This window comes from Enterobacter sp. Sphag1F, assembly GCF_014193275.1.
Classification (GTDB): Bacteria; Pseudomonadota; Gammaproteobacteria; order Enterobacterales; family Enterobacteriaceae; genus Pantoea; species Pantoea symbiotica.
In genome coordinates this window covers 144,372-165,121 of the sequence record NZ_JACHZD010000008.1, presented here as the reverse complement: position 1 = coordinate 165,121, position 20,750 = coordinate 144,372, and the positions used below count along the sequence as shown (strand labels likewise).

Below are 20,750 nucleotides of genomic sequence, written 5' to 3'. Positions count from 1 at the left end.
ACGGATTATGGCGTGGCGAACTGCGGCAGCCACGGCTTATTTAGGGTCAGCACTTCTTCCAGCAACGCTTCGGCGGTCGCGACATCACCGACTAGCGGATTGCCGAGCAGCGCCAGCAGCGCCTGCTGACGATCGCCATGCACAGCCGCTTCGATGGTCAGACGTTCAAACGCTTTGATCTGCTGCGTCAGGCCATTCATCAGCGGCGGCAACTCGCCAAACACCAGCGGATGCGCGCCTTGCGCATCAACCAGGCAGTTCACTTCCACCACCGCATCATCCGGCAGGCCATGAATCGCGCCGTTGTTGCGACAGTTCACCACCAGATTTTTGCCACTGTTATTGTGAATCGCGCTGATCAGTTCCACCGCCACTTCGGAGTAATACGCGCCACCACGGAAGCTCAGTTGCTCAGGTTTGTGCGCCAGATGCGGATCGGCATATAGCTCGAAAAGCTCGGCTTCCACTTTCATTACCTGCTCCGCGCGCGTGCCTTCGTGACCGTTTTGCGCTTTCTCCTGCTCTTCAGCCAGCATCTGCGGCGTTTGCCAGTAATAGCGATGATACGGGCACGGAATCGCCTTGAGCGCGCGCAGGAACTGCGGCGACCACGGCATATCTTTGATGTTATTCATGGTGAGCGATTGGCCATCGCACAGTTGTTCAATCACCTGCGAAGTGACATCCTCGCCGCGACAGGTCACCTGATGCACCCACACCAGATGATTGAGCCCGGCGAAGCGCAGTTGCACCTCATCCCAGGGCGCGTCGAGCATACCGGCAATCATGTGGTGCATATTCACTGGCACATTACACAGCCCAATGATTTTCGCCTTGCTGTAGCGCGAAACCGCTTCCGTCACAATGCCCGCCGGATTGGTGAAGTTGATGATAAAGGCATCCGGCGCCAGCTCTTCCACTTTGCGCGCCACGTTAAGCATCACCGGAATGGTGCGCAGCGCTTTGGCAAAACCGCCCACGCCAGTGGTTTCCTGGCCGAGCCGTCCATATTTCAGTCCGAGGCGCTCATCTGCGGCACGCGCGGCAAGCTGACCCACACGCAGCTGCGTCAGAACAAATCGGGCGCCGCGAATCGCTTCATCGAGTTCAAAATGCACGCTGACTTTCACCTGCTCCAGCCCATTTTGCTGTAGCATGCGGCGAGTGAGATCGGCGATGACATGCACCTTTTCACGTCCCTGCTCCACATCCACCAGCGCCAGTTCCGTCACCGGCAGCTGTGCATAGCGATTGATGATGCCTTCTACCAGCTCCGGTGAGTAGCTACTGCCACCACCAATAATCGCCATCTTAAGCATTCGTGCCTCCTGCCGCAGTGCGGCGGTAAAGTTCAATGATTTCGCTTGCCAAATCCTGAATCAGCATGGCGTTCATCAGATGGTCCTGGGCATGGACCAAAATCAGCGTGACCGGCAACTTGCCGCTGCCTTCATCCAGACCAATCAGCGCGGTTTGCTGCTGGTGCGCCGCGCTAATGCTTTCGCTCGCCGCCGCTAACTGCTGCTGCGCCTCGCTGAAGCGCCCTTCTCGTGCCAGCCGCAGCGCGCTAATTGCCGCGCTACGGGCTGCGCCGGCTTGCACCAGCAGCAGCATAATTTCCTCTTCAAACTCGATAGCCACGATTTCAGACATGCAGAATCCCCCACAGCACAAAGCCGTGTAATGTCAGTCGGATGGGTTAAAACAGACGGTTAGGAGGTGTGTAACGCCAGTGCTTTATCGAGCACCTGTTCGCCACGCATCATGCCGTAATCCATCATGTCGATGACGGCGACAGATTTGCCCTGCGGCGCGGCAATCGCGGTAAGACGGGCAGCTTCGAACTGCACCTGCGGGCCAAGCAGAACGACATCGGCATCTGGCAGAATACGTTCGAATTCCGCCACCGGTACGGCTTTGATGTCGATCTCCAGGCCGCGACCTAAAGCGGCGTGCTGCATTTTGCTCACCAGCATGCTGGTTGACATGCCTGCAGCACAGCAAAGTACGATGCGCATAATTTCTTCTCCTGTGATTTGTCCCGGCCATTTAAGACCTGTCTCAGAGAAGCTGTAAAGTGGCTGCGGGCAGAGGATTTTCTGATGGTTTGATAATTTACTAATATAAATCATACAGATAGAACAAAATACATCATGAAAATTTTTTTCACGAGTGTGATCTTAACCGTAATTTAACAGTCATAATCCCAACAAAAGCCGATAAAACCTGATAATCAGATGAAAAAAAGCTCAACATGAAAAATAATTTCATGCATGATGGACGCTCGCTACTGAGGATGTGATGAGTTGATGGATATTGTCTGGCAATTACGGCAGCAATCGGAGCGCGCGGATGCGCAGGAATCGAGGCTGGCGCGGTTTTTTCTGGCTAAATTGGGTGCGACTGAGCAGGCCACCATGGAAAGTCTCGCCACGCAGGCGGGCGTGAGTCCGGATGTGCTGCGACGCTTTGCCACGTCGGCTGGCTGTCAGGATCTCGATGATTTTCTGCATCAGGTGCGTAAAGCCGGTCAACAGCGGGACGTAGAATTTATTGATGTCATTCGCCAGCGGCAATCTTCACTAAGCCAGCAGGAGAAACGCGTTGCCGAGGCGATTCTCAGCGACACCGCTTTTGCCGCCTCCGCCACCATCGAACAACTTGCCGGACGTGCCGAAGTCAGCGCCGCCACCATCACCCGCTTTGCCCGTTCGCTGGGTTGCGAAGATATCCGCGATTTGCGCATGCGGCTGGCGCGTGCGCCACAGGTGCGAACAGCCAACTCGATTGCACCCATTGAGACGATTACTCAGGCATTAAGTCAGCAATACGCGCAAGCGGAAACCGCAACCTGGCAACGTGCCGCAGAGATGTTGCGCAATGCCAGAAGCGTGCTGCTGATTGGCGCGTCGGGGCTGCAAACTCCGCTGGTCGCGGAAGTCCATCAGCGTCTGCAAAGCGCTGGATTGCCCATCGCATGGATTCAGGATGACAACCTGCTGAGCATGACGCTGAGCCGTTTACAGCCGGATGATCTGTTGCTGATTCTCGCGCCTGACAAAGTTAACAGCCACGTGCTCAGCGCAGTACATCATGCTCATATTCAAAAAACGCCGGTGATCGCGCTCTGTGCGCAGACGTTAGACCTGGCGAATCAGGCCGATATCTGGCTGCCGCTGCCAGAGGCAAAAAACGCACGGCATTACGGCATTTTGTTTGCGCTGGATCGGTTGGAGTCAGCATTAACTACTCCTTAATTAAATCTATAACATCCTCAAATTTGCAAAAGTAAAACGATCGGTTTACTTTTTAAGTATGAAAAAGAAACTGGATATCATTAATGCCGCTGAGCGGCTGTTCTATCTCAACGGCTTTCATGCCATCAGCACCGATCGCATTTGCAGCGAGGCGAACGTCTCGACGCGCACGCTGTACCGCTATTTTCCCTCACGTGAAGCGCTAACGGCTGCGGTGCTGGAGACGCGTCAGGATCGTTTCTTTGCCGCATTACCGCCGCCGGAACATGCGCAAGCGGTCAGCCAGATGTTTGATGCGATGGCCGACTGGATGCAGCAATACGGCAATAACGGATGCTTATTTCTTAAAGCGTGGGGCGAATATGCCGGAGAAGATGCCGCTTTAGCCTAACAGGCGCTGGCTTACCGTCACAAGATGCGGGATTACATTGCGCGCGCCATTAAGCAGGCGATCGGCAAGCAGCATCTGGCGTTAGCGGATGCGGTGTGGCTGCTGTTTGAAGGTGTTCTCACTTCAGCGCTGATAATTGGTGCGTCGCAGGCGTGCGAAATCGGTAAAAATGCAGCTATGCAGCTTATCGCTCTCAGTGAAAAGTCATGAAGGGCACGACGCTCGGCATCACCGGATTCTCTCTTATCGCCGTCACTTACGGCATGGCGCGTTTCGCCTGGGGCCTGATGATGCCGGACGTGATGCACGACATCCCGTTCACGCCGCGCGTTTCCGGCGTGCTGTCAGCCTGCAGCTTTGCCGCTTACTGCGTGGCGGTGCTGATCGCGCCGATGATGACCGCCCGCGCGGGACCGCGTTTTCCTGCTGCCGTTGCCGCGCTGTGTGCCGCATTGGGTTTGCTGATTATCTCGATCGCGGTTTCAGCGTGGATGCTGGGCGTGGGATTGTTTATCGCCGGCATGAGCGCCGGTCTCGCCTCGCCTGCGTTAGCGAGCGCCGTCAGCCAGCGCATTGAGGCTGAACAGCAGCCGCAGATGAATACCGTGATTAATGCCGGGACCAGCATGGGGATTATGCTGTCTGTGCCAATTTTGTACTGGCTGCCCGGCGGCTGGCGCGTCGCCTGTGGCGTTTTCGCCATGCTGGCGTTGATCTGCCTGATGCCGATTTGGCGCCAGCTGCCCCATCAAAGTGAAAACAGCGGGCATGAATCCTGGTTAAGCCATCTGCGACAGCGTTCTCTGCAGAAACTCATTATCATTGCGTTGATCAGCGGCATCGCCAGTGCAGCCTGGTGGAGCTTCGGTCCGGATTTGCTGCATCACATTGACGTCAGCGATCGCATAGTGAGCCTGCTGTGGCTCATGGGTGGCGCAGCAGGCATCATCGGTGCCTTCACAGGCCCGATGGCGAAATGGATAGGGATGAAGTGGGTTTATTGGCTGTCGCAGTGCTGCCTCGCCGTTCCCTTACTGCTTCTGGCGATCAGCCATCACTATTCAATCTGGCTATTTCCCGCCGTGGCACTGGGTGGTGGCGCGTACGTTACGCTCTCGGGCGTGTTGCTGGTGTGGGGAGCAGCAGCAACAAAAAATGCCCCGGCTATCGGCGTAGGCATTCTGTTCTTCATGTTGGCTACGGGTCAGGTCATTGGATCGCTGCTGTTCGGACAACTCTATGCGCAGGCTAGCGCGTCGACCGCATTAATGCTGTTTGCCGCGCTACCCTTGCTGATGATGTTGGTTATTCGTCGTTAAACGGATCTTTTTTGTCATCTTCACTGTCATCTCGCGTTCTCGGGATCTCACCGTGTTCACTGGGATTGTCCTTAGCGGGATGTTTTTCGTCATTCACGTCACGTTTATCTTTAGGGTGATGGGTCATCTGCAGCTCCTTTGTTTATCACCCATAAAGTGTAGTTGATCTGGATGGGGCGATAAGTTCGCCCCACACGCTTACTGCAACGCTTTCAGGATTTGCATTGCCGCTTTAACCCGCTCGGTGTTGGGATAATTTTTGTTCGCCAGGATCACAATGCCGACCTGCTTCTCTGGGATGAAAGCAACATAAGCACCGAATCCGCCCGTTGCGCCGGTTTTATGCACCCACGACGCTGTTACACGCGGATGTGCTTTTGCATCCCGTACCGGCTGCGGACCGAGTGCTACCTTGTTATCCGCGCCCTTCACCGCCATCTCTGCCTGAGCGGGCCAATCGAGCATCTCCCAACCCAAACCTTGATATAACGCGTCGGTACGATAGAAACGCGTTTGCGCGAAATTCAGCGCCTGCTGCAGCGTTTTGTCTTTAACCTGCTGCGGATCCATATTGGCCTGCATCCAGCGCGCCATATCTTTAATTGACGACTTCACGCCATAGGCTTCGGCATCCAACATACCCGGCGACACGCGCACCGGCTTGCCTTCGCGATAGCCCCAAGCGTATGCGTCTTTTGCAGTATCGGGCACGGTGATAAAGGTGTGCTTAAGCTGCAATGGCGTAAACACGCGTTGCTGCATCGCCTGCTCAAATGTCAGCCCGCTGGGTTTAGCCGCCAGCCAGCCAAACAAGCCTATGCTGCTGTTTGCATACTGACGCGTGTTGCCCGGTGCCCATTGCGGTTGCCACTGTTGATAGAAGTTCGTTAGCGCCTTTTCATCGGTCACCACATCGGGAACCTGCAGCGGCAAGCCGCCGGCGGTGTACGTCGCCAATTGCAGCAGCGTGATGTTGCGCCACTGCGGCGTATTCAGCGCTGGCCAGTATTTGCTTGCGCGATCGCTCAGTGCGATCTCGCCTTTGTTCACCGCGACGCCACTCAACACGCCGGTGAAGGTTTTACTCACCGAACCCAGTTCAAACAGCGTATCTTGCGTGACCGGACGCTGCTGTTTTTCATCCGCCATACCCCAGGTGAAGTAGTGCGGCTGGCCTTTAACCACCACCGCCACAGCCATACCGGGAATGGTTTGCTGCTGCATCAGCGGTTTGATGGCCTGATCAACGATGGCGTCCACATCAGGCGTCGCGGCGAACGTCATTGAGCACACCGATGTCAGTGCTGTTGCTATCAAAGTTTGAGAAATCAATTTCACTGTTATTAACCTTCCGGGTTGTTGTTCCGCGGGCAGTTTGCCCAATTTGACAGGCAGCAACAAACTGTTAATTTTAGCGTCAGACAATAGAAATTCTTACAGGTCGCCGCATGACTCGCCCTTACATCCCACTTAACGCGCTCAGAGCCTTTGAAGCCGCCGCACGTCATCTAAGTTTTACTAACGCTGCTATTGAGCTGCATGTAACCCATGCAGCCGTGAGCCAGCAGGTGAAATCGCTGGAGCAACAGCTCGGCTGCCAGCTGTTTGTGCGGGTATCGCGCGGATTGATGTTGACCACCGAAGGCGAAAGCTTATTGCCGGTATTAAACGATTCATTCGATCGTATTGCCGATACGCTGGATCGCTTCTCATCGGGCCAAATGCGCGAGAAATTAAAGGTCGGCGTGGTGGGAAGCTTTGCCACCGGTTTGCTGTTGCCGCGTTTAGAGGATTTTAACCGCCGCTTTCCGCACATAGAACTGCAACTCTCCACCCACAATAATCGCGTTGATCCAGCCGCCGAGGGCCACGATTACACCATTCGCTTTGGCAGTGGCGCCTGGCACGGCACCGAGGCGCAGTTTATTTGCTCGGCCCCGCTATCGCCGCTGTGTAATCCCGCCATTGCCCGGCAGTTGCAGCAGCCTGCAGACGTGCACAAATTCACCCTGTTGCGATCGTTTCGCCGTGATGAGTGGAGCCAATGGCTGCACAGCATTAATGAACATGCGCCATCACCTGCGCATCCGGTGATGATTTTTGACTCATCCCTAACGATGATCGAAGCGGCATTGCTGGGCGCAGGGATTGCGCTGGCTCCGGTGAAAATTTTCAATCACCTGCTGCAAAGCGAGAAACTGGTGCGCCCTTTCGCCGCAGAAATTGATCTCGGTGGCTACTGGTTAACGCGTTTGCAGTCGCGGCCAGAAAGCGCCGCGATGATGGCGTTTTCTGGTTGGTTAATGAATGCGATGCATTGATGTACAGCCAACGTCGTAAGGTCGCCATTTATGGCGTAATGCTCGTCAGTTAAGCGTCTTTCGGTCACCATAAATGGCGACCCTACTAAGAACTGGCGCGTTTTTCGTAGGGTGCGCATTCATGCGCACCTGCATACATATGCAAATTAATGCTTAACTGAGCGGCATTACGCCATGAATGGCGACCAATTCACCTACTGCACATTTATCTGTTTCGCTTTCGCCAGCGTGCGCGCAAGAATTGAGGAGTACAACGGTTTGCCGCCGAAGAATTGCGCGGCCAGCGTCGCGCCGAGACAGGTAATGATCATCGGCAAAATTAGCTGATAATTGTTGGTCATCTCCAGCACCAGCACAATGCCGGTCAGCGGCGCACGCACCGAGGCCGCAAACAGCGCGCCCATACCAGCTACAGCAAAGGTTGCCGGCTCCAGATGCAAACCCGGCAACCACTGCATGCAAAGTTGACCGAAGCAGGTACCTAACAGCGTACCCAACGTCAGCATCGGGGCAAAAATACCGCCCGGCGCGCCGGAGGAAAAACAGCAAATAGTTATCAACGTGCGCAGTACGAAAATGGCAAAGAGCGCCAGCGCGCTGTAAGCTCCGCTGGAGAAATCAGGTATCAAGGCAATCCCGCCGTTAATGGCTTGTGGCAGAAACAAACCAATCACGCCACACATCCCAGCCAGCAAACTTCCCCACATCACCCACGGTGTCACGCGGCCTTTATGCAAACGCTGAAACTGATCCTGCGCGAGGAAAATGAAGCGGTTAAACGCCACGCCGCAGCCACCAAATAACACGCCCAACACTAAATAAAGCCACAGCGTATTGGTTGGCGCATCCTGCAGCAGACCAATATTAATGATCGCTGCATTGCCATTACACACGCGGAAAACAATGCTGGAAACGATGACGCCAACAAACACCGCTTTGATGGAAATCAGGCTGTAGCGAAACTGCGGACGCATCTCTTCGATAATAAACAGGATGCCCGCCAGCGGCGCGTTGAAGGCGGCTGACAAACCCGCGGCAGCGCCGGTTGCCAGCAACGTGTGGCGAGACTCAGAAGATTTTACGCGGAACAGATCAACACACATGCCGCCGATATTGCCGCCCAGCTGCACGGTCGGCCCTTCGCGCCCCAGCACCATACCTGATCCTAACGCGCCCATGCCGCCGATAAATTTCACCGGCAGCACTCGCCACCAGCGCACCGGACGGAGTTCCTCCAGCGCGCCTTCAATTTCGGGAATACCCGATCCGCCCGCTTCCGGCGCGAAGCGTCGCACCAGCAAGTAGCCTAGAGCGCCTAATAGCGCCGAGAGCAGAAACGCGCCGGCGATTTTCACCAGCAGATTGTCACCCGCATCATCGAGCCAGCTTAAGCGCGTATGCACCACAAAATTGACGGCTTTATCAAAGGCCACGCCAACCAGGCCGGTTAACACACCGACCAGCGCGGCCAGCAGCAACAGCGCGACGGGCGTTTTGTCGCGGCGTAGTAGTTTCTGCATCAATAAGAAGCGCCCAGCACGTAATGTCGTGTTGGGCTCTGCGGAGTGACCGTTGGCAGGCATGCAAATCCTCTGTTTTCGTAACAGTGTTCAAACGTAAGTTTGAGAAAAGAGGCATTAGCATACTGAGAATGAAGTGATTTTTAACCCAGGAATTCGCAAGCGGATTTTTCAGTTTGGAAGAGGCTGGCTGCATTAGCCTCCTCCACAGGGAATTAATCCTGCTCTTCAGCAATCAGCGTCAGTTTTTCGTCGGTGGCTTTTTCTTCTTCCAGCGTTTCACCCAATAACTTCGCGGCTTCCTGATAATCCAGTTTCAGGGCTAACGCGCGCAAAGTACCGTAGGTGGCGATCTCATAATGTTCAACCTTCTGCGCAGCACCGATCAATCCGGCATCGCAAACCGGCCCTTTCTCCACTTCATCGATGATCTCCTGCGCTTCTTCAGCCAAACCTTCCAGCGCATGACATTTCATCCTTTTGATCTGCACACCTTCAGTGAGCTCAACCAGTTGATCGATACGTTCAATTTGTCCGCGCGTCTCTTCCAGGTGCTGTTTAAAGGCCGCAACCAGATTAGGATCGGTGGCTGCACGAATCATTTTTGGTAACGCTTTAGTGATCTGCTTTTCTGCGCTGTAAATATCCGAGAGATCATGCACAAACAGATCGTGCAGTGTTTTAATCGTCATAATATTGCCTTTTGATAAAGTAGGATGTCAGGTAGGTAAAACGTGGGCGAGAAGGAATAATAGATTGCGCCGACACATAAGACTGACTTAATTCTGGCGGACATTACACAATTAACAAGCGAAGCCTTAAAAATAAACACCACGCATTGTTTAATTCATTGCCAGAATTAAAGGAGGTCAAGCGGAGACATAATCATGAAAAAGCCAAGACAACCCGAACTCAGCGGTGAAATTATTCACGAACGTGCTTTACTCCCGCTCGGTTTAATTTCTCTTTACGAAGTCATCTTCAATAACGGCAAATATGCCGTTATGCGCCTGGATAAAGATCAACCATTTCATCAGGGTGACGTTTTTAAACGAATAAATGACCGCTGGTATTGTGATGAAAAATTAATACATCCACTGGGATTTCAGTTTGTCGATCGGGCTGAAGCGCAGCGGTCATTTATCGAATATGAGCGATAATATTATATTGCTGTTTTCATATTATAGAGTGAACAGTGGCAAGCTGGTTCGGTTGCGCGGGTGGCAATGACATCCAGAAATTAACCCCCATGCTGGTCTCATATTCTGCGTGTGACTCAAGGAAAATATGCTCACCGCTGCGCGATTGCCCGCCGTAAAGCCAGCCGCCCTGCACCTCGCCATTATCAAATTGCACAATGCACTCCTGCTTGTAGCCCGGCGCTTGTTCATTTAGATCAATCCATTCAAGAATATGGCGCATGCGTCTATACCTCAGCAATAAACAGTGATTTACAGTGCGGGCACAACATAGCCTGTCCGCGCGCTTGTTTTAAGGATGATTGCGGGCAGAATTTTTTACACACTGGACACTGAATTTTTATTTCCCGGCGAGATAAGCCTTCTAAAAATTGATTTAACCAGCTCATGATTTTTTCCTTTTTCAGTTAACTCATTCTAACACACCCTATTTTTTTCACTGCATCTAACACTTGACAACATTGTTACTGATCTTCAACCCCATCATTATGCTCAGTTAAATATTTTAAATTAACTTTTATCTTATAAAGCCAAACGTTAAATCACTTTAAGGCTATACTCATAAAAGATAGATATTTCCCTCGCCCTCTCTTATACCGTCAATCTTCCTGTTGATAGTGCTGACTTTTATAATCCATTGGATTTTTAGCGACGCCATTATGAAAAATAAAATTCCCACCGGATCAATCATCGGCAGTAGTGCGCTTCCAGCAACGGCACGCACTAGTCTTGAATTATTGCCTGACAGCGGCATCTATCAGGCGAACCGGCCAGACGTTTTTTCCGAACAGCAAATGGCAATATATGGCGAGCGACTGGCAAAGACGCATCATCTTTCTGACGCCAAAAAAAGTTATAAATTATTGCAGCGGCTGACTGAAAACCAACAGGCGCTGATAAAAAGTGCGGAAATATTAAGTACCGGTGATAAGCGTAATTTGACACCGGCTGGCGAGTGGCTTTTAGATAATTTTTATATCATCGAAGAGCAAATTCGCATGGTACGCCATCTGTTGCCCACCAAATTTGGTCAAGGTTTACCCGCGCTTGAAGAGCCCGCCCACGCTTTACGTATACAGGCGATTGCTGATGAGATGATCAGTCACAGCGACGGCCGCTTAGAATCGACGGTGCTGGCGACTTTTATTCATGCTTATCAGAGGATTACGCCGCTGCTGATGGGAGAACTGTGGGCGCTTCCCGCCATGCTGCGTTTTGCGCTGCTCGATAACCTCGCGCGCATTGCGCAAGGCGTTGCCGAGATCCATCAGGAGCGCAGCCAGGCCGAAGCGTGGATTAATGAGATCGTTCATCACTCCGCTAAAGACGCCACGCGGGTGATTCAGGTAATTGCCGAGATGGCTCACAAAAATGACCAGCTTTCTGGCGCGTTCGTCGCCGAGCTGGCGCGCAAGCTGAATGGTCAGAATCACTCGCTGGCGCTGACGTGGGTGGAGCAACATCTGCTGAATACCGGGCGCAATACTGCGGATGTGATTGAACAATTTAACCGTCAGCTGGCATTGAGCCAGCTTTCGGTCAGCAACAGCATTGCCGGATTGCGTCAGCTTGGCGAAATCAACTGGCAGGATTTAGTCGAATCACTCAGTCTGGTTGAGCAGTTGCTGGTGCAGGATCCGGCTGGCATCTATCCGCAGATGCATTTTGACAGCCGCGATCAGTACCGACACGTGGTGGAAGAGCTGGCGCGTCAGAGCGAATTCGACGAGCTTAGCGTGGCTAATCAGGTGCTGGCGCTGAGTCGTCAGCCCGAATTACCGCCGCGCCAGCAGCATATCGGCTACTTTCTGCTGGATAAAGGACGCGCGCAGCTTGAGCAACAGTTAAAGCCGCGCCGTTCCTGGCTCAATCAGGCGCGTCATCATCTCAGCCAAACGCCGCTGCTCTCCTGGCTTGGCAGCCTCACCTTATTGACCACCGCCTTCAGCGCCGAAGCGCTGTTTTTCACCCATCAGGCCGGTATGTCGGTGGTGCTGTGGCTGTTGCTGGTACCGGCGGTGATCCTCATCAGCAGCCAGCTTGCCTTACAGCTGCTCAGCGAAGTGACAACTCGCACTCGCCATCCGGTTCCCCTTCCGCGACTCGATTACGAGCTGGCGGTGCCGGATGGCGATCGCACCTTGGTGGTGATCCCTTGCTTGATCAGCAGCAAACACGGCACCGATACGCTGCTGCGCTCGCTGGAAACCAGCTATCTCGGCAATGCGCTCGACAACATCACCTTTGCGCTGCTGGCCGACTTCACCGACAGCGTGGACGAACATCAGGTTGATGATGATGAAATCATCGGATATGCGGTGCTAAAAATTCAGGCGCTTAACCGCCGTTACAGCAGCAAATCGCACCACGACGTGCTGTTTTCGCTGCTGCATCGCAACCGGGTTCATAATCCTTCGCAGGGCGTTTGGATGGGTTATGAACGCAAGCGCGGCAAACTGCATGCGCTCAATCGCTGGCTGCAAGGCGAAGCGGAGATGTTTAACGTTATCGTCGGGGCCAGCCAGGCGCAGATGCGCACGGTGAAATACGTCATCACCCTTGATGCCGACACCATTCTGCCGCGCGAAACCGCTCACAAGCTGATTGGCATCATGGCGCACCCACTCAATGCGCCGGTGTTTGACGATCGCCTGAACCGCGTGGTGGAAGGTTATGCCATTCTGCAGCCGCGTCTGGCGGAAGAGATCCCGCCCTTTGGGCAAGGTCGCTACGCGCGGCTTTCCAGCAGCGTACCGGGCAACGACGCCTATTCATCGATGTCTTCCGATATCTATCAGGATCTGTTTGGTGAAGGTTCGTTTGTCGGCAAAGGCATTTACGATGTGGCGGCCTTCACTCGCGCCACGCGCAACACCTGCCCGGAAAATCTGGTGCTGAGTCACGATCTGCTGGAAGGCTGTTACGCACGTTCCGGCGTGGTCAGCAATGTGGTGCTGTATGAACACTATCCCGACAACTATCTCAGCGATGTTGCGCGGCGTTTCCGCTGGGTGCGCGGTGACTGGCAGCTGCTGAACTGGTTAAAACTGCGCGTACGTCTCGAGGATGGCGGCTATCAGGCCAATCCGCTGAGCGCGCTTTCGCGCTGGAAATTGTTCGATAATCTGCGTCGCAGTCTGGTGGCTCCTGCCTTGCTACTGCTGATGTTTCTGGCCTTCACTTGGGTAGCGAATCCGCCGTTTTGGCTCGGCTGTATTGCGCTGTTCCTGCTGCTGCCAAGCGCTTTTGCGCTGAGCATGGAAGGCATGCGCAAAAGCAAGAAGCGCGCCTGGCAACATCATCTCTCTATCTTGTCCTCAGACGCGTTAATGCGCCTGAGCCGCGCAGGACTGACGCTGGCGGCATTGCCACATGAAAGCTACTGGTCGCTGAAAGCGATCATCGTCACGCTGTGGCGATTGAACGTTAGCGGGCAGTTTCTCCATGAATGGAAAAGCGCGTCGGCGGGCAGTTCATCGCCCACGCCGTCACTGCGCCATTTTTATCAGGCGATGTGGTTTAATCCGGCGGCAGGCGTTGCACTGTCACTTTTAACCGCGCTGATTAATCCACAACTGATCGCGTTAGCGCTGCCGCTTTCCTTGCTGTGGCTGTTTACGCCGTGGCTGTTATGGCAGTTGAGTAAACCGGCGCAATCGCGGCAGAAAAAACTCTCCGCCGAGCAGCAGCAGTTTTTGCGCCAAACCGCGCGCCATACCTGGGCATGGTTTGAAGATTTCGTCATCGCCGAACATAACCACTTGCCACCGGATAACTTCCAGGAAGTGTTGCAGCCGGTGGTGGCGCACCGCACTTCGCCGACCAATATCGGCCTGTCGCTGCTGGCTAATTTAACCGCGTGGGATTTCGGCTACATCACGCAGAAGCAGGTAATTAGCCGTTCGCTCGCCACGCTGGATAGCCTCGATCGCATGGAGCATTTTCGTGGTCATCTCTATAACTGGTACGACACTTACACGCTAAAACCGTTAAATCCACGCTACGTTTCTACTGTCGATAGCGGCAACCTCGCTGCGCACCTCGCCACTTTGCAAGCGGGCCTTGCGCAGTGGAAGCATCTGCCAGTAATTGCTTTACCGGTGATCATGGCTGGTCTGAATGACACCTTGATGCTGGCCAAAGCGCAAATGGGCACAGAGCGTCACGATCGCTGGGATGAGCTAGCCGAGCAGTTTGTTGCGCTGCAACAAGTCGCACCCGCCGCGATTGCCAATCATCTTTCATCTTTGATCGCGCTGAGTGAGATTCTGCTGGCACAGCTCAAGCTGCCGCCGTCGCAGGTGAAATGGTTTGAACGCTTCATCCATCAGCTCAGTGATTTCCAGCAAGAGTGGATGCGCTATTTCAGCTGGATCGGGCCGGATGATGTGCTGCCTGACGCTTTGCCCTCGTTACTGTGGCTGAGTGAATTAAAGCTTCATCGCCCCGGCCTTAATGCCCAGCTCGCCGCTTCCGTAATGTGGGCCGCGCGAGAACGCATGGCGACCTTGCTGGAGCTGGAAGGACGTCTGGAAGATCACGCTAAAATGGACTTCCGTTTTCTCTATGTCGAAAAAAACGCGCTGCTCAGCGTCGGTTACAATCTCGATAGCGGGCTGCTCGACAAAGGACATTACGATCTCTTCCCCTCCGAAGTGCGCCTGACGCACTATTACGCCATCTCCGCCAATCAGCTGCCGGTAAAAAGTTGGTTCGTACTGGGCCGCTTGTTTACCCAGCTGGATAACAAACCTGCGGTGATGTCGTGGAGCGGCTCAATGTTTGAGTATCTGATGCCGCATCTGGTGATGCCGGTTTACCCGGATACGCTGCTGGAGAAAATGGCGCTCTCGGCGGTGAAACAGCAGATCGCCTCTGGCGACGCCGCACAGATTCCGTGGGGCGTTTCCGAATCAGCCTATGCCGCTTTTGATGACAACCAGAACTATCAATACAAAGCCTTTGGTACCCCCGAGTTGGGGCTAAAACGTGGCCTCAACAATGACCATGTGGTGGCGCCCTACGCCTCGCTGTTAGCGTTAATGGTGCTGCCGCATCAGGCCAGCGACAACCTGATGCGGCTAAAAAAAATGGGTGCCTGCGGCAAATACGGTTTCTACGAAGCGCTTGATTTCACCGCACATCGGCTGGCGCGCGGTCAGCAATTTGTCGCGGTAAAAACCTACATGGCGCATCACCAGGGAATGGGTTTTCTGGCGATCTCGCATCTGCTGCATGAAGCGCCGATGGTGGCGCGGTTTATGTCCAGCGCGCGCTTTCAGTCTTCTTATTTACTGCTGCAGGAGCGCGTGCCGGATGACATTGAGCTCTATACGCCGCGTCGTCAGTTTGTTGACACCAGCGAGATCAAGCCGCGTTCGGACACGCCTGAACTGCGCGAATTTAGCGGTTCGGCTGCGCACTTGCCGCAGCTGCAGCTGCTGTCGAACGCCAATTATCATGTGATGGTGACGCAATCCGGCACCGGTTACAGCCAGTGGAAAGGATTGGCGTTAACCCGCTGGCGCGCCGATGGCACCAGCAATCAACATGGCATCTTCTGCTATATTCGCGATCGCCAATCCGGCGAGCTAATCAGCCCGACGTTCCAGCCGAGCGGCGATGCGCGACCGCAACACATTGCGCGCTTCACCGATGCTGGCGCGGAGTTTGAGTCGCGCGCTGAAACCCTCAGCACCCATACGCAGGTGGTGGTGTCGCCAGAAGATGATGTGGAGATTCGCCGCATCGTCCTCACCAACCATTCACGCCAGCTGCGTGAGATTGATATCACCAGCTATGCCGAAGTGGTGCTCGCCTCCGCCGCCAGCGATATGGCGCATCCGGCGTTCAGTAATCTGTTTGTGCAAACCGAGATTATTACCGAGCTGGAAGCCATTCTGGCGCATCGCCGCCCGTGTGATGAAAAAACCGAGCCGGTATGGATGTTCCACGCTTTACTGATTCACGGCACCAGCGAGCGCGATACGCACTATGAAACCGACCGCGCACAGTTTATTGGTCGTGGCAGAACCACCGCCAATCCGCAGGCTATTTCAGCGGAAGGCGTACTCAGCGGTAGCGCCGGTGCGGTGCTCGATCCAGTGATGTCGATTCGGCAAAAAATCGCGCTCAAACCGGGTAAATCCATCACCCTCGATCTGGTGTACGGCGTCACTACGCAGCGTGACGCCTGCCTTGGGTTGATTGAGAAGTATCGCAACAATGTCTATGCCAATCGGGTATTTGAAATGGCGGCTTCGCACAGTCAGGTGGCGCTGCGACAGCTGAATATCCTTGCCGAAGATGCCAGTTTGTATAACCAACTCGCCAGCGCGGTGATCTTTGCCAGCCCTGAAATGCGCGGCGACAGCCAGCGTATGCAGCAGAATCGTCTGGGGCAAACCTCGCTATGGCGCTACTCCATTTCGGGCGATCTGCCTATCGTGCTGGTGCGCATCGAAAACGGTACGCAGCTTAGCCTGGTGAGCAATCTGATTAAGGCGCATCAATACTGGCGCCAGAAAGGATTAACGGCGGATTTGGTGATCCTTAACGGCGAGCAAGGCGGCTATCAGCAGCTGTTGCAGAATCAGCTGATCAAGATGATTTCATCCGGCGAGGTGCAGTTGCTGGCCGACAAACCGGGCGGCATCTTCCTGCGTCAAAGCGATCACTTTGCCGCCGAGGACGTCACGCTGTTACTCAGCGTGGCAGCCGTGGTGCTGGAAGGACGCAATGGCAGTTTGGCCGATCAGCTGACGGTGCTGTTAAAACCGCAGCCGGTTGCGCCACCTTCCCGCTTCCTGCCGCATAAACAGGCTTTTCCTGCGCCCGCTCGCCTCGCCGCAGCGGACACCTTACAGCTGTTCAATGGCACCGGCGGCTACAGCGTCGATGGCAGTGAATATCATATTCTGCTGTCCCCACATCTTCAGACGCCCGCGCCCTGGTGCAACGTGCTGGCGAATAAACAGTTTGGCAGCGTGATATCGGAAAGTGGTCAGGCCTACACATGGTATGAAAATGCGCACGAATACCGCCTGACGCCGTGGCACAACGATCCGGTTAGCGATACGTCGGGCGAAGCCTTTTATCTGCGCGATGAGGAGAGCGGCGATGTCTGGTCGCCGATGCCGCTGCCGATGCGTGGCAACGGTGATTATCTAACGCAGCACGGCATGGGCTACAGCCGCTTTGTGCATCAGGAGCAAGGCATCCGCAGCACGCTCACCACCTTCGTCTCGAGCGAACAGGCAGCAAAAATCACGCTGATCCAACTGAGCAATCTGTCGGGCAAAACGCGACATCTGTCGATCACCGGCTACGTCGAATGGGTGCTGGGTGAGCTGATGAGCCAATCTGCTCGTCACGTGCAAACCTCATCGGCGATAGTGGCCGATGGCAGCGCCATTCTGGCGATGAATCCGTATACCAGCGCCGGATCGACGCGCACCGCATTCTTCGCCGCATCAGGCAATCAGATTGCTTTCAGCGGTAATCGCCTTGAGTGTCTGGGCCGCAATGGTTCAACGCGTAAGCCCGCGATGATGCAAGCGCGTGGCTTATCGGGCAACACCGGCGCGGGGCTCGATCCCTGCGCCACCTTGCAAACGCTGACCAGCTTAATTGATGGCGACACGCGCACCTTGGTGTTTGTGTTAGGCGCGGCGGAAGATACAACATCGGCGCTGACGCTAATGCAGCAATTTCTTCCCAGCGAACAGGCGGAAGCAGAGCTGGCAAAAGTGCAGCAGCAATGGCGCGGTCTGTTAAACAAAGTCGAGGTGCAAACGCCCGATGCAGCGGTGAACCTGCTGGCGAATAACTGGCTGCTGTACCAAACACTGGCCAGCCGTTTGCTGGCACGCAGCGGTTATTATCAATCGGGCGGCGCGTTTGGCTTCCGCGATCAGTTGCAGGACACGCTATCGCTGACCCACGCCGCGCCGCACTTGTTGCGCGATCAGCTGGTGCTATGCGCGTCCCGCCAGTTCCTCGAGGGCGATGTACAGCATTGGTGGCATCCGCCAGCCGGACGCGGCGTGCGCACCCGCTGCTCGGATGATTATCTCTGGCTGCCCTTTGCACTTTGCCACTACATCACCGCCACTGAGGATCTTGCACTGTTAGAACAGCCGATTGCCTATATTGAAGCGCCGCTGCTCGCGGCCGAAGAAGAGTCGGTTTATAGCCTACCTAACGTCAGTCAGCTGCAGGAAAACCTGTGGCAGCATGGCTTGCGCGCCATCCAGCATGGTCTGAGATTTGGCGAGCATGGTTTGCCGCTGATGGGTTCTGGCGACTGGAACGACGGCATGAGTGAAGTCGGGATTGCTGGCAAAGGCGAGAGCGTCTGGCTGGGCTTTTTCCTCTACAGCGTGCTCACACGCTTTGCCACGCTCTCGACACGTATCGGGCAAGCGGAAGCCGCTACGTTGTGCGAACAGCAGGCTGCAAAGCTGAAAACGGCACTGAATCAGCGCGCCTGGGATGGTGAATGGTTCCTGCGCGGCTACTTCGATAACGGCGAAACCCTGGGTTCACAGCGCAACGCCGAATGCCGCATTGATGCTATCGCACAAAGCTGGTCGGTGCTTTCCGCTGCAGGCGATCACGATAGATGCATCTCCGCGATGCAGGCGCTCGATCAGCAGTTAGTTGATAGCGATAACGGCCTGATTAAGCTGCTGACGCCGCCGTTTAATGGCGTCGGTCCCAATCCGGGATACATTCGTGGTTATCTGCCCGGCATTCGCGAAAACGGCGGGCAATACACGCACGGCGCGCTGTGGGCGATTATGGCGTTCGCGGAAATGGGCCAGGTCGATCGCGCATGGGAATTGCTGGCGCTGATCAATCCGATCAATCACAGCCTTGATGCGCATGCTGTTGCAACCTACAAAGTCGAACCTTACGTGATGGCGGCGGATGTCTACAGCGCCGACAACCACCAAGGTCGCGGCGGCTGGACGTGGTACACCGGTTCGGCGGGCTGGACGTATCAGCTGATCATCGAAAGCCTGCTCGGCATCACGCGCCACGGCGATAAGTTGCGGCTGCGTCCACGTCTGCCTAAGGCGTGGCCGGGCGCGAAGGTGATTTATCATGAAGGTGACGCGCGCTATGAGATTGAGATGCTGCGTACGCCAGGCGCTTATCAGCTGTGGCTAGATGATGAGCTAAGTGCCGATGATGCCATTACGCTCAGCGGTGAAGCTGGGATTCATCAGGTACGAATTCATCTCGCTGAGTAGCAATCACTGCGGTCATTAGTTTTCACCATAGCCAGCAGTGGAAAATATCGCAGCGCCCTGCCAGCGGCTATTCTAGGGTAATTCTCCCCTACAAGGAGAATGACTAATGAGCCTCTTATCACCCGGCAATCGCCGGGATTTTCTTTCTGCTGGCATGAAACTCACCGCCGCAGGCACCTTACTCAGCGCGGGCATGAGTCGCAGCGTTGAGGCGGCGGCAACCTGCCAACCCGCCAATGCCAGCCGCGTTGATGCCACACACTATCTGCTGCGCAATGTGCGGCTGGAAGAAGCTTTTATCCGCAAACAGGATGTGATTACCGCCACGCGCACCGGTTTGTATGATGTCGAGGTGAATGCCGGCAATATTGCCGCAGTGCATCCAGCGGGCGTTAGCCTTAATCTGCCCTCATGGGACGCCGCCGGTTATCTGCTGCTGCCCGCCACGCGCGATATGCACATCCATCTCGATAAAACCTTCTACGGCGAAGGCTGGCGTGCCCCGCTGCCGCGTCATAGCGTGATCGATATGATTCACCAGGAAGAGCAGATCCTACCCGAACTGGTGCCGACTTCTGAAATCCGTGCCGAGAAACTGATTGGCCTGCTGCAATCCAAAGGCAGCAGTTCCGCACGCAGCCATTGCAACATCGATCCGGTCAGCAAGTTACAAGGTCTGGAGCATCTGCAGCAGGCGATTGCTAACCATCGCGACGATTTTCATGCGGAAATTGTCGCCTTCCCGCAGCACGGATTACTACGCTCAAACGTCGAAGGCATGATGCGCGAAGCGATGAAGATGGGCGCGAACTATGTTGGCGGACTGGATCCAACCAACGTAGACGGCGCGATGGAGAAGTCGCTGGATACCATGTTTAGCATCGCGCTCGATTTCGCCGCTCCCATCGATATTCATCTGCACGAAACCGAACCGCACGGCGTGGCGGCGATTCGCTACATGCTGAAAACAGTGCGCGATAATCCGCAGCTGAAAGGCAAAGTGACCATCAGTCACGCTTTCGCGCTGGGCACGTTACAGGGTAACGAGTTGGCGGCGATGATTGAGGAACTGAAAGAGCAGCAGTTCAGCATCGCTACTACCGTGCCGATTGGCCGGGTGATCATGCCGCTGCCACAGCTGCGCGCCGCTGGCGTGCCAGTGTGGTCGGGCACCGACACCATCGCCGATCACTGGCAGCCGTTTGGCAGCGGCAGCATGCTGGAAAAAGCCAACGTCTATTCGCAGCTCTATCGTGGGCCGGATGAGTTTTCGCTCAGCCGCGCGTTAGGTATCGCCACTAACGAAGTGTTGCCGCTGAATAGCCACGGCGAGCAGCAATGGCCGAAAGCGCAGGATCACGCCACCATGATGCTGGTTAACGCCAGCTGTTCTGCGGAAGCCGTTGCGCACATCGCGCCGGTGATGGCGACGTTCTATAACGGTAAACAGACGTTTGGTGGATTGGCGAAGATGTAGACGCCACGC

The 20,750-nt window shown here is 54.9% G+C and carries 17 protein-coding genes; 8 read left to right on the top strand and 9 right to left on the bottom strand.

The features are described from left to right. Positions 1–5: 5 nt before the first annotated feature. The 3 genes from FHW71_RS21770 to FHW71_RS21760 are packed head-to-tail and all read right to left on the bottom strand — an operon-like array spanning position 6 to position 2,021. Positions 6–1,319: a 6-phospho-beta-glucosidase gene (locus FHW71_RS21770; protein ID WP_179453036.1), complete on the bottom strand. Its 1,314-nt coding sequence runs from the start codon at positions 1,317–1,319 to the stop codon at positions 6–8. After that, positions 1,312–1,653 carry a PTS lactose/cellobiose transporter subunit IIA gene (locus tag FHW71_RS21765; RefSeq protein ID WP_179453035.1) on the bottom strand — a complete coding sequence of 114 codons (342 nt, stop codon included), beginning with the start codon at positions 1,651–1,653 and terminating at the stop codon, positions 1,312–1,314. Before FHW71_RS21765 ends, FHW71_RS21770 begins: the two co-directional genes overlap by 8 nt. Positions 1,654–1,712: 59 nt before the next feature. Further along, complete coding sequence (locus FHW71_RS21760; protein WP_179453067.1) at positions 1,713–2,021, bottom strand: PTS sugar transporter subunit IIB; 309 nt, start codon at positions 2,019–2,021, stop codon at positions 1,713–1,715. Between the two features lie 288 nt (positions 2,022–2,309). Here FHW71_RS21760 and FHW71_RS21755 point away from each other — a divergent pair, with 288 nt between their 5' ends. From FHW71_RS21755 to FHW71_RS21745, 4 genes are read left to right on the top strand one after another with little or no spacing between them, the layout of a single operon-like run. Further along, positions 2,310–3,257, top strand: a complete 948-nt coding sequence (locus tag FHW71_RS21755) for a MurR/RpiR family transcriptional regulator (RefSeq protein WP_179453034.1) — start codon at positions 2,310–2,312, stop codon at positions 3,255–3,257. A 58-nt stretch (positions 3,258–3,315) separates the two neighbouring features. After that, the gene (locus FHW71_RS24185) at positions 3,316–3,648 is read left to right on the top strand and encodes a helix-turn-helix domain-containing protein (RefSeq protein WP_353621011.1); all 333 of its coding nucleotides are present in this window, start codon (positions 3,316–3,318) and stop codon (positions 3,646–3,648) included. Positions 3,649–3,672: 24 nt separating this feature from the next. Continuing rightward, entirely contained in the window at positions 3,673–3,858 is a 186-nt protein-coding gene (locus FHW71_RS24180; protein WP_353621010.1) for a hypothetical protein, read from the top strand. Then, positions 3,855–4,967: an MFS transporter gene (locus FHW71_RS21745; RefSeq protein ID WP_179453033.1), complete on the top strand. Its 1,113-nt coding sequence runs from the start codon at positions 3,855–3,857 to the stop codon at positions 4,965–4,967. The genes FHW71_RS24180 and FHW71_RS21745 overlap by 4 nt, the downstream gene beginning before the upstream one ends. Here the strand turns inward: FHW71_RS21745 and FHW71_RS21740 are convergent. After that, positions 4,954–5,094, bottom strand: a complete 141-nt coding sequence (locus FHW71_RS21740) for a hypothetical protein (protein ID WP_179453032.1) — start codon at positions 5,092–5,094, stop codon at positions 4,954–4,956. The genes FHW71_RS21745 and FHW71_RS21740 overlap by 14 nt on opposite strands. Positions 5,095–5,165: 71 nt before the next feature. Further along, a complete protein-coding gene (gene blaPSZ, locus FHW71_RS21735) occupies positions 5,166–6,299 on the bottom strand; it encodes a PSZ family class C beta-lactamase (protein ID WP_179453066.1) in 1,134 nt (377 codons plus the stop codon). Positions 6,300–6,415: 116 nt separating this feature from the next. Between blaPSZ and ampR the strand changes: the two genes are divergently transcribed. After that, a complete protein-coding gene (gene ampR, locus FHW71_RS21730) occupies positions 6,416–7,288 on the top strand; it encodes a LysR family transcriptional regulator AmpR (protein WP_179453031.1) in 873 nt (290 codons plus the stop codon). A gap of 194 nt (positions 7,289–7,482) precedes the next feature. Here the strand turns inward: ampR and clcA are convergent, their stop codons facing one another. Then, positions 7,483–8,871: a H(+)/Cl(-) exchange transporter ClcA gene (gene clcA / locus FHW71_RS21725; protein ID WP_179453030.1), complete on the bottom strand. Its 1,389-nt coding sequence runs from the start codon at positions 8,869–8,871 to the stop codon at positions 7,483–7,485. A 152-nt stretch (positions 8,872–9,023) separates the two neighbouring features. Beyond that, positions 9,024–9,500, bottom strand: a complete 477-nt coding sequence (locus FHW71_RS21720; protein ID WP_154157075.1) for a ferritin-like domain-containing protein — start codon at positions 9,498–9,500, stop codon at positions 9,024–9,026. 195 nt (positions 9,501–9,695) lie between these two features. On the opposite strand from FHW71_RS21720, the gene FHW71_RS21715 reads away from it, so the two are divergent. After that, on the top strand, positions 9,696–9,968 hold the full coding sequence (locus FHW71_RS21715; RefSeq protein ID WP_154182848.1) for a hypothetical protein: 273 nt from the start codon (positions 9,696–9,698) through the stop codon (positions 9,966–9,968). Positions 9,969–9,984: 16 nt separating this feature from the next. Here FHW71_RS21715 and FHW71_RS21710 read toward each other — a convergent pair whose 3' ends face one another. Beyond that, positions 9,985–10,230, bottom strand: a complete 246-nt coding sequence (locus FHW71_RS21710; protein ID WP_008102024.1) for a hypothetical protein — start codon at positions 10,228–10,230, stop codon at positions 9,985–9,987. Between the two features lie 4 nt (positions 10,231–10,234). Next, complete coding sequence (locus FHW71_RS23950; protein ID WP_218889497.1) at positions 10,235–10,396, bottom strand: YnfU family zinc-binding protein; 162 nt, start codon at positions 10,394–10,396, stop codon at positions 10,235–10,237. 270 nt (positions 10,397–10,666) lie between these two features. On the opposite strand from FHW71_RS23950, the gene FHW71_RS21705 reads away from it, so the two are divergent. Next, positions 10,667–19,264 (top strand): glucoamylase family protein, encoded by an 8,598-nt coding sequence (locus FHW71_RS21705; RefSeq protein ID WP_179453029.1) that lies wholly within the window; start codon positions 10,667–10,669, stop codon positions 19,262–19,264. Positions 19,265–19,370: 106 nt separating this feature from the next. Next, positions 19,371–20,741 carry an amidohydrolase gene (locus FHW71_RS21700; protein ID WP_179453028.1) on the top strand — a complete coding sequence of 457 codons (1,371 nt, stop codon included), beginning with the start codon at positions 19,371–19,373 and terminating at the stop codon, positions 20,739–20,741. Positions 20,742–20,750 lie beyond the last annotated feature (9 nt).